The sequence below is a fragment of the Pantoea sp. RCC30.1 genome (assembly GCF_058148845.1).
This window is the reverse complement of record NZ_JBXUHX010000055.1, coordinates 1-14330: the sequence shown is the minus strand read 5'-3', so window position 1 is coordinate 14330 and position 14330 is coordinate 1. Positions and strand designations below refer to the sequence as shown.

Below are 14330 nucleotides of genomic sequence, written 5' to 3'. Positions count from 1 at the left end.
AACCTGGCCTATCCGCTGGAGGTGATGAAAAAGTCCAAAGCGGAGATCAACGAGGCGATTGCCCAGACGGCTGCTCGTCTGCACCTCACCGAACTGCTCGATCGCCTGCCGCGCGCACTCTCTGGCGGACAGCGGCAGCGCGTGGCAATTGGCCGGGCAATTATCCGTCATCCGCGTATTTTCCTGTTCGATGAGCCGCTCTCTAACCTTGATGCCGAGCTGCGCCTGCAGATGCGCATTGAGATTGCCCGCCTGCACGCCTCGCTCGGCAACACTATGATCTATGTCACCCACGATCAGCTGGAGGCGATGACCCTGGCTGACCGCATTGTAGTGCTGCGTCAGGGCCGCATTGAGCAGGTCGGCGCGCCGCTGACGCTCTATCACGACCCGGATAACCTGTTTGTCGCCGGTTTTATCGGCTCGCCAAAAATGAACTTCCTGCAGGCGGAAATCAGCGCCATCGGCGAGGGTGAAGTGCAATTGCGGGTGCCGGAACTGAAGATTGAGGGGCTGGTGCTGAAAATCGCCGCCGACTGTCGCGAGGGGCAAACCGTGACGCTCGGCATTCGTCCTGAGCATTTCCAGCCTGCCGCGCAGACGCCGGATGCACAGCGCTTTCACGGCGAGCTGGCTTATGGCGAGATGCTGGGCCACACCAACTATCTCTACCTGGATATCGGGCGTGAACAGATGCTGGTAGTTGAAGAGCGCGAGGCGATTACGCGCGATCTGGGAACGCAGGTTGAGCTGGGCTTTTCTGCCGCGCACTGCCTGCTGTTCGATGAGCAGGGAATGCGCCTGCGCTAGGGGAAGCACGGAAACAAAAACGGGCGCCGCAGCGCCCATTTTTTATTGGAAAGCTCAATCAGTGACCGGCTCTTCGTCGGCCTGCGCCGCCAGCAGATCAAGCAGCCGGTTGACGGCAAAACCCGCCGCGCCCAGCGCCCACATCCGGTTCGATTCCGTCAGGAACTGCAGCGGCGTCATGTGTGGCGTCAGTTTAAGCCGATAGGCCTGGAAGCTCTGGGTGATGTGATCGAGCAGAATGCGTGACGCCATGTGCGGCTCCATCGCCAGATAAACTACATCCGGGTCGTAGGCCACCGACAGGTTCGCCAGCGAAATTCCCAGCTCGCGCCCGGCTTCCTGCAGCACCGCCAGCACCTCGGGCGTTGGTCGCTGATCCAGCGCCTGCAACGTGAGGCCGTCCACCGGTTCCTGCTCAGCCAGCTGCTGCAGAATCGCGCGTGAAGACGCGACATCCTCCAGCAGACGCAGCGAGCCGTCGCCCACCAGCCCGTTACCGATCTCCCCCGCCTTGCCGTGACGACCACGGTAGAGCTGACGATTCAGGATGATGCCAGCACCGATCCCTTTACCGTAGGTGGCGATAACCGCTGACTGGGCGTTGCCGAGCTGACCAAACACCAGCGCCGCCATTGCCATGGCGTTGGCGTCATTCTCAATAAACACCGGCAGCGAGAAACGCTCTTCCAGCAGGCGCGCAATCGGAACGTTGTCCCAGTCGAGCACTTTGGATCGGATGCAGTAGCCGTTTTCGGCATCAACCAGCCCCGACAGAGCCAGACCAATCGCCCCGACCCGCTTCTCCTCCACGCCGCGCAGGAACTTCGCCAGCGCATCGCCCAGCTGGCGTGGTGTCAGCGTACCTTTCGGCATCTGCTGTTCGCCCAGCAGGTTGCCGCTGAGATCGGTCATGACAATCAGGTTACGTTCCGCATTAAGCTGAATCCCAATCACGCTGGCGCGATCGGGATTGAGTCCCAGCAGGGTTTTTGGCCGCCCCATCGACACGCGACGCAGCCCCAGCTCCTGCACAATCTCCTGCGCCAACAGGCGATTAGTGGCCTGCGACACGGTCGACATGCTCAGTCCGCTGCGGACTTTCAGGTCTGACTGGCTGATCGGCGCATTTTCAACAATCAACCGCAGAATGCGCGCGGTTACGTTGGGAGCGGTCATAAGTTCCTCGGGTTATCTGGCGGAAGAGACTCAGCCAGCTTCAGATAGGTAATCGGACAGGCGTCAGCTGCTGCGCCAGTGTCAGCGCCCCGCTCAGGGCATCTCCCTGCGGCGTCACCAGCCGGGCCTGGATATCGTCGTCCAGCCAGCGCTGAATCGGCGTGGCCAGTCCCCCCATCAGCGCCACAGGTCCGCTGCTCAGGGCAGTCAGACGGCGGACCATCAGGCCGATATCGGCGGCAGTCTGATGCAGCAGATCATGTGCATGACCCTCGCCTGCGTCGGCGGCCGCAAAAATCTGTGGCACCACGCGGGCCCAGTCTGCAGGCGTCGCTGAGCGCGTCCAGAGCAGCATCGTTTCCGGGCTGTTACTGAACTGCGCCATCAGCTGCCGGGTAAATGCGCTCTGCATAATAATCTCTTCATGAGCCAGCAGCGCCAGCCGCAGCGCACGACGGCCCAGTTCAGCGCCCGATCCCTGGTCAGACAAGGCAAAGCCCCAGCCGCCAAGCAGCGTAAACTGTTCGCCATCCCACGCGGCTCCCTGACTGCCGGTGCCGATGATAAAGACGGCGCCAGGCGCGCCGCCATGCGCGCCCGCACAGGCGATCTCCACATCGCTGACCACCTGTAACGCCGCGCAGGCAGGTTGCCAGCTGGCGAGCCGCGCTTGCACCGAGGCGACATTCGCACCGGCTAATCCGGCGACCATTGCGGTTTGCGCCAGCGCCTCCGGGGCTAATCCTGCCTGTGATAATACCCGATCGATCAGCTGCACGACGCAGGTCAGCGCCGCGTCATAGTCTGACCAGACGTTGGCAGGCCCGCCAGTGGCTTCCGCCAGCACGTGACCCTGCAGATCGGTTAACCGCGCGCGACACTGTGTACCGCCGCCATCAATGCCAAGGAGATAGTGTGGTTGCACGCGCTTCCTTCCCTGATTAAGGGTTATAGCCATAATGAGCGAACGATAGGATAAAAAAACTTAAATCGCAATAACAAATAAATATGGTAAAAACATATCCAATCTTTTTTCTTAATTTACAGTGTGATAATAAAAACAACCCCGCAAAACGCGCAGCGCGTTATTGACATTACTTTTTCTGTCGTAATAAGTTGGTGGTCAGATTATCAACAGGCGCGCCCGATCACAGGCGGGCTATGCATCATCCGATTTCAGGAGCAGGGGTTTAACATGAAAGTAGGCATTATCGGTCTCGGCTTTCGTCTGTCCCACGTGATCAAAGAGTTCAGCAAAGCCGACGACGCCTTCTCGGTAGTGGGTTATTACGATCCGGCCCCAGCCGGACTGCCTAATCTGCACAGCTTTGGTATCGCGCCCGGCCAGTCCTTTGCGTCCATCGACGCGCTGCTGGAACACGGCGGAATGGATGTGGTGCTGGTTGGCTCACCCAACTTCCTGCATCTGGAGCATGTAGGTCAGGCGCTGGCAGCGGGTTACACGGTCTTTACCGAAAAGCCGGTGGTGATCAATGAAGAGCAGACCATGGAGATGGCGAAGCTGGTGCGTCAGTATGGCGAGGCACGCATTCTGGTTGGCCTGGTGCTGCGCTACTCCCCGCTCTATCACGATCTGCTGGCGGCACGCGATGCGGGTCAGCTGGGTGAGATCACCTCGATTGAGGCGACAGAACATATCAAGCCTTATCACGGCGCATTCTTCCAGCGCGACTGGCGACGCCTGGAGAAATATGCCGGCCCTTACATTCTGGAAAAGTGCTGCCACGACATCGATCTTTACCAGGGCCTGTTACAGGAGCGCCCGATCCGTGTCGCCAGCTTTGGTGGCCGGAAATCATTTACCCCCGCTCATGCGCCGCAGGGTGCGATCACCGCTGAGTCAGAGCTCTACCACGTGAAACCCAGCGGCTGGTCGAGCACCGATGCCGTCTTCGACAGCGATGCCGATATCGTCGACTACCAGACAGCCCTGATTGAGTACGAAGGCGGCGCGACACTCGCCTTCCACGCCAACCTGAACGTGCCGGATGAGTTCCGCCGTTTCTGTGTCATGGGCACCGACGGCATGGCCGAAGGCGACTTCGTGCGAAACTATTTCCGCGTGCACAACGCGCGCAGCGGCGAGAAAGAGGTCGATACCGCCTACAGCGGCAATGCTTATGATGGCCACTATGGCGCTGATGCGCTGATGGCAGAAGAGATCGTTAAACATATTAAACAGGGAACACCGCTGAAAGTTTCAGTCGTGGACGCGCTGGAAGCGGGCCTCACCGCCATAAAAATCGATGAGGCGCGCAAAACCCGCAGCGTAGTGGACATGCGTGAAAGCTGGCTAACATTTGACGCCAACCTGGGAAAAACCGGGGCCTGATGGCCCCAGCCTGGGGTCGGCCTCCCCCGCCGATTCCGGGATTGAAATGGCAGTATGACTGGTAGCTTCCTGAACTGGCCTTCGGGCCAGTTACAACTTATGTACTGAGCTGGCTAATAAAACCTGCGCCAGCGCCAACTCAACCGCACCCTCTCCAGCCCTCATCTCCGAACGCGTATTTGATTAAATAGCCCCCTGCTGAAGGCAGCTCTTAATGGAGGTTTTTTTCCTCACGGGCGCAGACCGAGGGGCGCTGGAAGTGAAGATATTCATACAGCAGCAGCATTCCTACCGGGTTATCCTCCAGATTTTCGAAATCAACGTGAGTTTTTTCCAGAAGATATTTTCTCAGCGCGCTAACCGGGATGTTTTTATGGGAAGCCAGCGCCCGGCAAAGCTGCGCCACGATCTCGCACTTTACTGAATACGGCACATCAGGATTATAAATTTCCGGAATAGAGTGAGTCTGATTCATGACGGTACCCTCTATAAGCGCTTAAGCTGACTGAGGAGGCCACAGGCCTGCCGATGAGAGATAAGTTATAGCAAGGAACGAGTTTTGGTGTAAATCAGGAACGTTTTGAAAGACGTCCCGGAGCTTTGCGTCCGTCCGGTTTGCGTCTCAGTCAGAGGCAACTTACAAACTTAAAGCGATGGGAGCATATGCCTGTAGCAAAGCATCGCGGGCCATGGATGGCCCGCGCTGAGCTGGCAGGGATGCCATTTTTTGCGTCTTTGCGAAAGGCATATGCTCCCTGAGCCTGCACACAATTCTACAACCGCACAAATCCAGCCAGCCTCAATCCACCACTCCGCAGCCTGAGGCAACTTTCAAACTCAAAGCGAATGGATGGCGCTTTTGCGTCTTTGCGAAAGGTGTTTGTTCCCTGCGCCTGCGCCGTGGTTGCCCACCGCACAACCCCCTAACCTAACTCCGACGCCAGTTATCAAACCGGATCCACCTCATTCTCCAGCTTCTGACGCCGCCGCAGATGCGGAAACAACTTCATCCACAACGCCACCACCACCAGCGTACCGATGCCGCCAATCGCCGCCGCCGGTGCCGCACCGACCCAGGCCGCCAGCAACCCCGACTCAAACTCGCCCAGCTGATTCGACGTATTAATAAAAATCGCGTTAACCGCATTCACACGCCCGCGCATGGTATCTGGCGTATCCAGCTGCACCAGCGCACCCCGGATCACCATACTCACCATATCAAAGCCACCCAGCGCACAGAGGGCAATCAGCGACAGCCACAACTGTGTGGAAAGCGCGAACACCAGCGTGGCAACACCAAATCCTGCCACCGAGCCAAACATAATCATTCCGACATGCTTTTCCAGTTTATGGCGGCTCAGCCAGATGCCCACCAGCAACGCCCCGATCGACGGCGCACCGCGCAACATCCCCAATCCCCATGGTCCGGTATGCAGAATATCTTTGGCAAAAATCGGCAGCAGCGCTGTCGCCCCGCCCAAAAGCACCGCAAACAGATCGAGCGAAATCACCCCCAGCACATCTTTGCGCTCACGGATAAAGTGAATCCCGGCAAACAGATTTTTCATATTCATCGGCAGACGGCTCTGCACCGGACGCTCATAACGCAGCAGACTCACCAGCGTCAGCGAAATCAGATAAAACAACCCGGAAACGCCATACACCACATGCGGTCCTGCGACGTAAAGCAAACCGCCAATCGTCGGCCCGACAATGACAGCGGCCTGCCCACCCACCGAGTTCATCGCCATGGCGCGCGCCAGAATCGATGGCGGCACCAGCGACGGCAGCATTGAGGACATCGCGGGCCACTCCAGCGCCTTCGCTACCGCAATCATAAACACCAGACCCCACAGCGCGGTCTTATCCGCGTTATGGAATAAGGTAAGCACCACTAATGCCAGCAGTGCGGCAAATTCCACCAGTTGACCCAATAAAACAATTCGCCGCCGGTCATATTGATCCGCCAGATGGCCCGCAGGCAACGCCAGCAGCACCGATGGCAGAAACTGCATTAAGCCAATCATCCCTAACGCCATTGCGCTGTTGGTCAGCGCATAGATCTGCCAGCTGATCGCCACCGAGAACATCTGAAAACCAAATGATGAGCAGGTACGCGCCAGCCAGAAGGCGACAAATGTCCGATGTCGCCACAGCGACTCTTCCGCCGCCGATGCCATAAATCCCATGTCTTATCCCAAATCAGGTGAAGAGACCCGCGTCGTTGCGCGGTGTTATTGGTGTGGTGATTGTCGGCTTCACGATAGCAGACCGGATGCGAGCAGAAGACCTGCGGCTCCAGCTCTGCCTGCCTGTGCGATAAACCGCGCCCCTGTCCGGCAGAGGCGTTTCAGCCCCCTCCTGATTATTACCAGCCTATTGGTCCCTGCCATTGAATATATTCCAGTACATCATCAGACGCCAAAGGAATTGTCTTCACTTTGTTAACAGGTTTATTTACTTTCTCAGGCAACAAAAGGATGATTTGGATTAAGCATGTGATCTATATTTATTCCTGCGTTTAGAAAAATGCGACTTTTTATATGCTTAATTAACAAAAAATCCTTTTTATTGCATTTCATAGAGATAATGAAAAACAGTTTATATAACCCCTATGTTACTGAACCAATCCATCACGTTAAGCGGAATGTCACTGGCATTTGCTATAGCGTGCCTTATCTTAAGCAAAACCAGGATAGCGGCAATATACTTAATACAAACAACATTATTTCATTACACAATCAAATTGCTACTGAAGCAGCATTAATGATTGTTCCAGTTGAAGATATTCGATTACGGGGAATGATTGCGATTCCTGATGCCTATAAGCATTTACAGAATGAACGAATCCGGATTGGAATTAATTATTCAAGTTTAGCCGTGCATAGAGCGTCACTGCTTGAATTGACAAAGAAATTTCATTTCTGGCTTTATGATTTTGCGCCGCCGGGTGCGGACTGGCGACTGCTGGAGTCCTTTCCTTTTTCAGGGATAGTTTTAACCGAATCGTTCTTTAATGATAATTATGAAAAATTTACCTTTCCCTTTTTTATGGCGACATTTCGTGAAAAAGGTGCCGAGGTCATCGTGCGAAGTCATACGCCGCCTTTAACCGCTGAGCAGTTTGCTGAGATAAATATCAGCGGCTGGCAACAGCAACGCTCGGACGGCGATCTTATTAGCTGCTGATTCACAAATCCTGCCTTCCGGCGTTAAGGGCACACGGCGGTGCGCTTAACGTCCTTTAATCCCCCATAAAATGTCGTATTATTCCAATTGTTAAGCGGTTTAAGCCAAAAAAATCAAACCTCGATCTAATTTTGCTATAACATTTAACACAAAGGGATCGTCTGTCTTAACGGAAGAGATATTGAAGAACACCCTAATCATTTGTACTTGATAACTGGAAACAGCCTATCTGGTTGTTTTCGTGTGTTTTATGGCAACGAAACGAGGTCGATATTATGGGGAAAAACTCCTCATCTTTTGGCGTAATTCGTTTCCTGACAGTGCTGTTCGCAGTGCTGACGGGCGCGTTTATGCTCATTGGCGGTGGCTGGTTAGCCGCCATTGGTGGTTCCTGGTATTACGTTTTTGGCGGTGTGGTTATGCTTATCACCGCTTATCTGCTTTCCCGTCGTAAAAGCACCGCGCTGGTTCTCTATGCGCTGCTGCTGATCGGCACCCTGATCTGGGGTGTGTGGGAAGTAGGTACCGACTTCTGGGCACTGGCACCGCGCACCGATGTGCTGGTGATCTTCGGTGTCTGGTTGATCCTGCCGTTTGTTTATCGCAGCTTCAACGCGGGCAGCAAAGCCGCGCTGGGTACCCTGGCTGTGGCGCTGATTGCCAGTGCCATCGTGCTGGCCTATGCGGTGTTCAACGATCCGCAGGTCATCAACGGGTCTGTACCAGAAACCGCTGACAACGCCCCGCAGGCTGCACCGCTGAGCAACATCCCGGATGCTGACTGGCCCGCTTATGCGCGCGATCAACAGGGAACCCGTTTCTCGCCGCTGAAGCAGATTAACCACCAGAACGTGAAAGAGTTGCAGGTTGCCTGGCAGTTCCAGACTGGCGACATGAAAACCCCTAACGATCCCGGTGAAATCACCGACGAAGTCACTCCGATTAAAATCCGCGACACGCTTTACCTCTGTTCACCACACCAGATCCTGTTTGCTCTGGATGCGGCCACCGGTAAGCAGAAGTGGAAATTTGATCCGGGCATGAAGGTTAACCCGACCTTCCAGCACGTGACCTGTCGCGGTGTTTCTTACCACGAAGTGCCGGCAGCAGCCGATGCAGCGAACACTCAGCCTGCTCTCTGCTCACGTCGTATCTATCTGCCTGTCAACGATGGTCGTCTGTTTGCGCTGGACGCAGAGACCGGTGAACGCTGCCCGTCATTTGGCGTCAACGGCGAGCTGGATCTGCAACACAAACAGCCTGTCACTACCGCAGGTATGTATGAGCCGACCTCTCCGCCAATCATTACCAACACCACCATCGTGATGGCGGGTGCGGTAACCGATAACTTCTCAACCCGCGAGCCGTCAGGCGTGATTCGTGGCTTTGATGTGAATACCGGCAAACTGCTGTGGGTGTTTGATCCAGGCGCGAAAGACCCAAATGCCATTCCGGCTGATGAACACACCTTCACCATGAACTCACCGAATTCATGGGCACCGGCAGTCTACGATCCGAAACTGGATACCGTTTACCTACCAATGGGCGTGACCACACCGGATATCTGGGGCGGTAACCGCACACCAGAGCAGGAACGTTATGCGAGCAGCGTGCTGGCCCTGAACGCCACCACCGGTAAGCTGGTCTGGTCTTATCAGACTGTGCATCACGACCTGTGGGATATGGATCTGCCGTCGCAGCCGACGCTGGCTGATATCACCGACAAAGATGGCAACACCGTACCGGTGGTTTACGCACCAGCAAAAACCGGCAACATCTTTGTCCTGGATCGCCGAACTGGCAAGCCAGTGGTACCCGCGCCAGAAACGCCAGTGCCACAGGGCGCGGCTAAAGGCGATCACGTTGCTGCCACTCAGCCCTACTCTGAGCTGACCTTCCGTCCGAAACAGAACCTGACGGACAAGGATATGTGGGGCGCGACAATGTTCGACCAGCTGGTGTGCCGCGTGATCTTCAAGCGCCTGCGCTATGAAGGTCCGTTCACCCCGCCATCTGAGCAGGGTACGCTGGTGTTCCCGGGTAACCTCGGTATGTTCGAATGGGGCGGCATCGCAGTCGATCCACATCGTCAGATCGCGATTGCTAACCCAATGGCGCTGCCGTTTGTCTCTAAGCTGGTTCCACGTGGCCCAGGCAACCCAATTGAGCCGCCGAAAGGCGCTGAGGGGGGTTCAGGAACGGAAACGGGTATTCAGCCACAGTATGGCGTGCCATATGGCGTCGAGCTGAATCCGTTCCTGTCACCGTTTGGTCTGCCATGTAAACAGCCTGCCTGGGGTTATATCTCCGCGGTAGATCTGAAGACCAACGACGTGGTGTGGAAACAGCGTATCGGTACCGTTCGTGATAGCGCACCGGTTCCGCTGCCGTTCAAAATGGGTATGCCGATGCTGGGTGGTCCTATCACCACCGCAGGTAAGGTGTTCTTCATTGGTGCGACCGCAGATAACTACCTGCGTGCTTTCAGCACCGATACCGGCGAGCTGTTATGGCAGGCACGTCTGCCAGCAGGCGGCCAGGCGACGCCGATGACCTATGAAGTGAATGGCAAGCAGTACGTTGTCATCGCGGCAGGCGGTCACGGCTCGTTTGGTACCAAGCTGGGCGACTATGTGATTGCCTACGCGTTGCCAGACCAGAAGTAATTCACGACTGTGTGACTAAACTAAGGCGGACCCCGGTCCGCCTTTTTTGATCGCGCTATTTACGCATCCCGCGCCAGTTCAGCCAGGCGCAAAACAGCATCACCCCGCAGGTTGCCAGAAAAACCGGGCGCATCCCGAAAGCACCACCCACCAGCCCACCGAACAGCGGGCCGCTGACCTGACCGATATATTGCGCCGACGTCGAATACCCCAGCATCCGCCCGACCTGTGAACCCGGCACGTTATGACGAATAATCGCCGTAATGCACGGCATCAATCCGCCCAGCGCCATCCCCATCAGAAAACGCAGCACCACCAGTTGCCAGGCCGCCGTGATGAAAGCCTGCGGAATCAAAAGCAGCCCGCTAACCACTAAACCACCGGTCAGCACCCGCCAGTGCCCTAAACGATCGGCCAGACGGCCCAGTTGTGGCGCAGCCAGTACGGTTCCCAGCGCCGCCGCGGACATCACCAGTCCGGATATCATGGTGATCTGATGATTACCCTGCACAAACTCGCTCACGTAGAGCGTGATAATCGGCTCAATCGACATGCTGGCGAAGATCAGTAACATGCCGGAGAGCCACATCAGCCGCACCAGGTTGTGATTGATCGGCTGCTCTGCAGGTTGCTGCTGGCTGGCAAGCGACGTCACGGCTGCACGTGGCTGCTCTTTGAGTAAAAAGGTGGTGGCGAGGAAGGCGAGAAATATCACCGCGCCGGTCAGCCAGAAAGTCTGACGAATGCCGATCAGCGGCGGTAACACTCCACCCAGCAGCGGCCCGACCACGTTGCCCGCCATAATACCGGATGACAATACGCCCAGCGCCCAACCGGTCTGCGCTTTTGGCGTTTGTGCTGCTACCAGAATGGTCGATCCCGACGCGTAGCCGCCCAACAGCCCCGCCAGCAGGCGCAGCGCCACCAGCTGCCACGGCGCGGTCGCCATGCCAATCAGCGACATCGCAATCGCCATCCCGAGACTGGCCCGAATCAGCATCAGCTTACGACCATAGCGGTCAGCCAGCCGGCCCCACAGTGGCGCAGTTAGCGCGGCGCTAAAAAAGGTCGCGCCATAGGCAAGGCCGGACCAGCGGGCGATGGCGGCAGGCTGCTCTACGCCGAGTTGCTGAACATAAAGCGGCAGAAACGGCAGCAGCAGGGTCATCGCCACGATAGTAGTAAAAGAGCCGACGACGCAGACCGCTAAGTTACGTCTCCAGTGCTGAAATTCTGCCGTTTCGGGTGACTGTGGCATGGTGGTTTCCGTTGAATGATCAGGGATACAGGCTAAACGGAGTAGCGGAGTAACAACAGTCACGGCGGAATAGTTACTCTGTGGCGCTGATTGTTGTCAGCAGGCAACAATCAGCCTGGATTCAGCGCCGCAACCAGGGCATCACACAGCAGCGTCACTGGCGACGCCGGTTCTGGGGTGTCGTGCAGCAGCAGATAGCTTTGCAGTCGATCCATCTGCCACTCCGGCAGCAGTTGCTGAATATCACCGCGTGCCATCGCCTCCTGCGCCATGTAGGACGGAAGATAGGCGATGCCGCTGCCTGCCAGTGCGGCATTGAGCAGCGCCATGCTGTTATTGGCGCGGAAACGACTGCGCACGTCCAGTGCCAGTCTCTGCTTATCGCGGCGGAACGGCAGCGCGGCGGTGTGTGCCGGACCATGAAACATCAGCAGGTCGTGGCGCGGCAGCATCTCAGGATGCGTGATGGCGGGTCGCTGCGCCAGGTAAGCGGGCGCGGCATAGAGTCCCCACTCGATATCGCTCAGCACCCGGAAATTGCCCTGCTGAGGCGAGCGGGATCGGATCACAATCGCCAGATCCACTTGATCGTCCAGCCGATCGTGATTGCGATCGGTAAGATCGAGATCGACGTTGATATGCAGATGGCGATACAGAAAACGATTCAGAACGGGAACCACGCACTGGCAGCCGAACGTGACGGGCGCCTGCAGCCGGATTTGGCCTGTGGGCTGCTGATGCAGCTGCTGCACGAACGCCTCGGCGCGCTGCACTTCGGCCAGCATCCGCACACAGTAGGGATAGTACGCCTGCCCCTGCCCGGTCAGCGCCAGCCGCCGGGTGGTGCGCTGCAACAGCCGGATACCGAGCCGCAACTCCAGACGGGCGATCTCCCGGCTGACGTGGGATTTGGACCAGCCGAGTGTGCGAGCGGCCTCACTGAAACTCTGTAATTCCACAACCCGAGCAAATACCAACATGGCGGTTAAATTCGCGCCGTTTTCCATGTTTCCCGACTCCGACAGTAAAGAGATGCTGGCAACAAATTAACACGTTCGGGCAAGGCAACTATGGCTGGCGGGCAAAAAAAAGGCGAGGCGAAGATCAGGATGAGAGTGCGGGCTGGCCTTCCCGTCCATGTGTTATGGCGGGAAGGTCTTATCAGGCATCAGCTGGCCATCGCCAGGGGGAATAGCAGCCGATCCGGTTCGACGCGGCGCTGACGGCGCAACTGGCCTGGCGTCACCATAAAGTAGTTTTTAAAGGTGCGGGTGTAGGCCTGCTGGGTATCGAAGCCGTAGTTCATCGCCACTTGCAGTATCGCTTCGTTGCTGCTCAGCAACGTGAGCGCAGACTCGGTTAAGCGACGCTGACGGATATATTCTGCCAGTGAAAAGCCGGTATGCTGGCGGAACAGGCGTTGCAGATGCCAGCGCGAATAGCCCGAGCGGCGCGCCACCTCATCCAGATGCAGATCGTGTCCTAAGTTGTTCTCAATCCAGTCCAGCAAACTCCGAATAAACTCGCGCTGATTCATGGTTTCTCCTGTTGATGCTGATGTGCAGTGGAGCCACTCTACCTGCTAAAATTTATCCCTTAATTAGCGGAAAATTAGCGCAGAATTAGCAACGTCTGAAACGGAGGCGGAATTGCGCGGCCAGCGGGGCTTTAGCGTGTCAATTTATCATCGAGAAAATCCCCGGCATCAAAGCCTGTGGGTCGATCAATAATTTCTACAATATTTGCCTCATTGAGTTGCTCATTGAGGAACTGCCCCTGTGCATCCTCTTTGACCCTGCCCGTATCTTTATCAATCAGACTTAGTACTGCAATTGAGGTTATGGACGTGAGGCTACATCCACTTTTTGCAGGCACAACACCCTGAGAATCTTTTTCAAGCACGCGGCCCAGAGCCTGACCATTTCGGACGGCTGCAAAACGTTCCTGATACTCGCGCTGATGTCTGATTTTTGCTTCCTGGGCTGCCATACTATTCACCGCTGAAATGCCGGGCATTAATCTGTTGCTCAAATATACGTCCCCCATTTACGCTTGTAACCGCTGGCATCTCAATGGATAGGGATGGGGACATCAGTCAGTGACTGGGGTGAGTAAAAGCAGCCAACGCCGCCACAGCGCGAAGTATGAAGGCGGATAATTCTGGCCTAACAATTGGTGAGTAAACTCTCCCCATCTTTATGAAGGAGATCAGCCATGCGCGTGTTACTGGTTGAAGATGATGAAATGATCGGCGCGAACCTGCAGCAGGCGCTGGAGGGTGCGGGCTGGTCGGTGGACTGGGTGCGTGATGGCATCTATGCCCAGAATGCCTGGAGCGAAGGCGGCTACAGCTGCGTGTTACTCGATCTCGGCTTACCCCGTGATGATGGCCTGCAGGTATTGCGCCGGGCGCGCGGGCGCGGCGACGCCACGCCGGTGCTGATTCTTACCGCACGCGACACGGTGGCACAGCGTATTCAGGGACTCGACAGCGGCGCGGACGATTACCTGCTTAAACCGTTCGATTTACAGGAAGTGATGGCCCGGATGCGCGCCATTACCCGACGCAGCCATGGCGCAGCTGACTCCGTGCTGGGCAGCGGCGATGTGCAGCTGGATATGATGACCCGCGAAGTGCTCTACAAAGGCCAGCGTGAGCAGCTTACGGCGCGTGAATATGCCCTGCTCTACGCCCTGCTGGAGCGGCCAGGCGCTATTTTGTCGCGCGAGCAGCTGGAAAACCGCATCTATGGCTGGGGCGATGAAGTCAGCAGCAACGCGGTGGATGTCCTGATCCACGGAATGCGACGCAAGCTGGATAACGACGTGATCCGCAACGTGCGCGGGCTGGGCTGGCGGGTACCGGCAATATGAAAAC

Annotated in this window: 13 protein-coding genes; 6 read left to right on the top strand and 7 right to left on the bottom strand. The window is 56.6% G+C overall.

Features of this window, described 5'->3' with window-relative positions:
* Positions 1–810 (top strand): ABC transporter ATP-binding protein (locus AC2LB6_RS23855; protein WP_490095366.1); only part of this gene is annotated, 810 nt, incomplete at its 5' end.
* A 54-nt stretch (positions 811–864) separates the two neighbouring features.
* Here AC2LB6_RS23855 and AC2LB6_RS23850 read toward each other — a convergent pair.
* Both AC2LB6_RS23850 and AC2LB6_RS23845 read right to left on the bottom strand, forming a co-directional pair.
* Positions 865–1986 carry an ROK family transcriptional regulator gene (locus tag AC2LB6_RS23850; protein WP_490095365.1) on the bottom strand — a complete coding sequence of 374 codons (1122 nt, stop codon included), beginning with the start codon at positions 1984–1986 and terminating at the stop codon, positions 865–867.
* Between the two features lie 40 nt (positions 1987–2026).
* Positions 2027–2911, bottom strand: a complete 885-nt coding sequence (locus AC2LB6_RS23845; RefSeq protein ID WP_490095364.1) for a glucosamine kinase nucleotide-binding domain-containing protein — start codon at positions 2909–2911, stop codon at positions 2027–2029.
* 270 nt (positions 2912–3181) lie between these two features.
* On the opposite strand from AC2LB6_RS23845, the gene AC2LB6_RS23840 reads away from it, so the two are divergent.
* Positions 3182–4339 carry a Gfo/Idh/MocA family protein gene (locus AC2LB6_RS23840; protein WP_105099493.1) on the top strand — a complete coding sequence of 386 codons (1158 nt, stop codon included), beginning with the start codon at positions 3182–3184 and terminating at the stop codon, positions 4337–4339.
* A 214-nt stretch (positions 4340–4553) separates the two neighbouring features.
* Positions 4554–4763, top strand: coding sequence for a hypothetical protein (locus AC2LB6_RS23835; RefSeq protein ID WP_490095363.1), 210 nt, complete (start codon positions 4554–4556; stop codon positions 4761–4763).
* A gap of 523 nt (positions 4764–5286) precedes the next feature.
* Here AC2LB6_RS23835 and AC2LB6_RS23830 read toward each other — a convergent pair.
* Positions 5287–6528 (bottom strand): MFS transporter, encoded by a 1242-nt coding sequence (locus AC2LB6_RS23830; protein ID WP_490095362.1) that lies wholly within the window; start codon positions 6526–6528, stop codon positions 5287–5289.
* 400 nt (positions 6529–6928) lie between these two features.
* Here AC2LB6_RS23830 and AC2LB6_RS23825 point away from each other — a divergent pair, with 400 nt between their 5' ends.
* Together AC2LB6_RS23825 and AC2LB6_RS23820 are read left to right on the top strand one after the other, a co-directional pair.
* Positions 6929–7528, top strand: coding sequence for a hypothetical protein (locus AC2LB6_RS23825; protein WP_490095361.1), 600 nt, complete (start codon positions 6929–6931; stop codon positions 7526–7528).
* Between the two features lie 275 nt (positions 7529–7803).
* Complete coding sequence (locus tag AC2LB6_RS23820; protein WP_136196141.1) at positions 7804–10194, top strand: glucose/quinate/shikimate family membrane-bound PQQ-dependent dehydrogenase; 2391 nt, start codon at positions 7804–7806, stop codon at positions 10192–10194.
* Positions 10195–10249: 55 nt separating this feature from the next.
* On the opposite strand, the gene AC2LB6_RS23815 is transcribed toward AC2LB6_RS23820, so the two are convergent.
* The 4 genes from AC2LB6_RS23815 to AC2LB6_RS23800 all read right to left on the bottom strand — a co-directional run bounded on the left by AC2LB6_RS23815 (position 10250) and on the right by AC2LB6_RS23800 (position 13441).
* Entirely contained in the window at positions 10250–11452 is a 1203-nt protein-coding gene (locus AC2LB6_RS23815) for an MFS transporter (RefSeq protein WP_490095360.1), read from the bottom strand.
* 110 nt (positions 11453–11562) lie between these two features.
* Complete coding sequence (locus AC2LB6_RS23810; protein WP_490095359.1) at positions 11563–12459, bottom strand: LysR family transcriptional regulator; 897 nt, start codon at positions 12457–12459, stop codon at positions 11563–11565.
* Between the two features lie 161 nt (positions 12460–12620).
* The gene (locus tag AC2LB6_RS23805; protein ID WP_009092546.1) at positions 12621–12989 is read right to left on the bottom strand and encodes a helix-turn-helix domain-containing protein; all 369 of its coding nucleotides are present in this window, start codon (positions 12987–12989) and stop codon (positions 12621–12623) included.
* A gap of 131 nt (positions 12990–13120) precedes the next feature.
* Positions 13121–13441: a hypothetical protein gene (locus tag AC2LB6_RS23800; RefSeq protein ID WP_490095358.1), complete on the bottom strand. Its 321-nt coding sequence runs from the start codon at positions 13439–13441 to the stop codon at positions 13121–13123.
* A gap of 225 nt (positions 13442–13666) precedes the next feature.
* Between AC2LB6_RS23800 and AC2LB6_RS23795 the strand changes: the two genes are divergently transcribed.
* Positions 13667–14326, top strand: coding sequence for a response regulator (locus AC2LB6_RS23795; protein ID WP_010252086.1), 660 nt, complete (start codon positions 13667–13669; stop codon positions 14324–14326).
* Positions 14327–14330: the final 4 nt, after the last annotated feature.

Coding starts and splice junctions, on each gene's coding strand:
- AC2LB6_RS23830 (WP_490095362.1), bottom strand. CDS start 6,528: ATGGGATTTATGGCATCGGCGGCGGAAGAGTCGCTGTGGCGACATCGG.
- AC2LB6_RS23850 (WP_490095365.1), bottom strand. CDS start 1,986: ATGACCGCTCCCAACGTAACCGCGCGCATTCTGCGGTTGATTGTTGAA.
- AC2LB6_RS23835 (WP_490095363.1), top strand. CDS start 4,554: ATGGAGGTTTTTTTCCTCACGGGCGCAGACCGAGGGGCGCTGGAAGTG.
- AC2LB6_RS23840 (WP_105099493.1), top strand. CDS start 3,182: ATGAAAGTAGGCATTATCGGTCTCGGCTTTCGTCTGTCCCACGTGATC.
- AC2LB6_RS23820 (WP_136196141.1), top strand. CDS start 7,804: ATGGGGAAAAACTCCTCATCTTTTGGCGTAATTCGTTTCCTGACAGTG.
- AC2LB6_RS23795 (WP_010252086.1), top strand. CDS start 13,667: ATGCGCGTGTTACTGGTTGAAGATGATGAAATGATCGGCGCGAACCTG.
- AC2LB6_RS23810 (WP_490095359.1), bottom strand. CDS start 12,459: ATGGAAAACGGCGCGAATTTAACCGCCATGTTGGTATTTGCTCGGGTT.
- AC2LB6_RS23800 (WP_490095358.1), bottom strand. CDS start 13,441: ATGGCAGCCCAGGAAGCAAAAATCAGACATCAGCGCGAGTATCAGGAA.
- AC2LB6_RS23815 (WP_490095360.1), bottom strand. CDS start 11,452: ATGCCACAGTCACCCGAAACGGCAGAATTTCAGCACTGGAGACGTAAC.
- AC2LB6_RS23825 (WP_490095361.1), top strand. CDS start 6,929: ATGAAAAACAGTTTATATAACCCCTATGTTACTGAACCAATCCATCAC.
- AC2LB6_RS23805 (WP_009092546.1), bottom strand. CDS start 12,989: ATGAATCAGCGCGAGTTTATTCGGAGTTTGCTGGACTGGATTGAGAAC.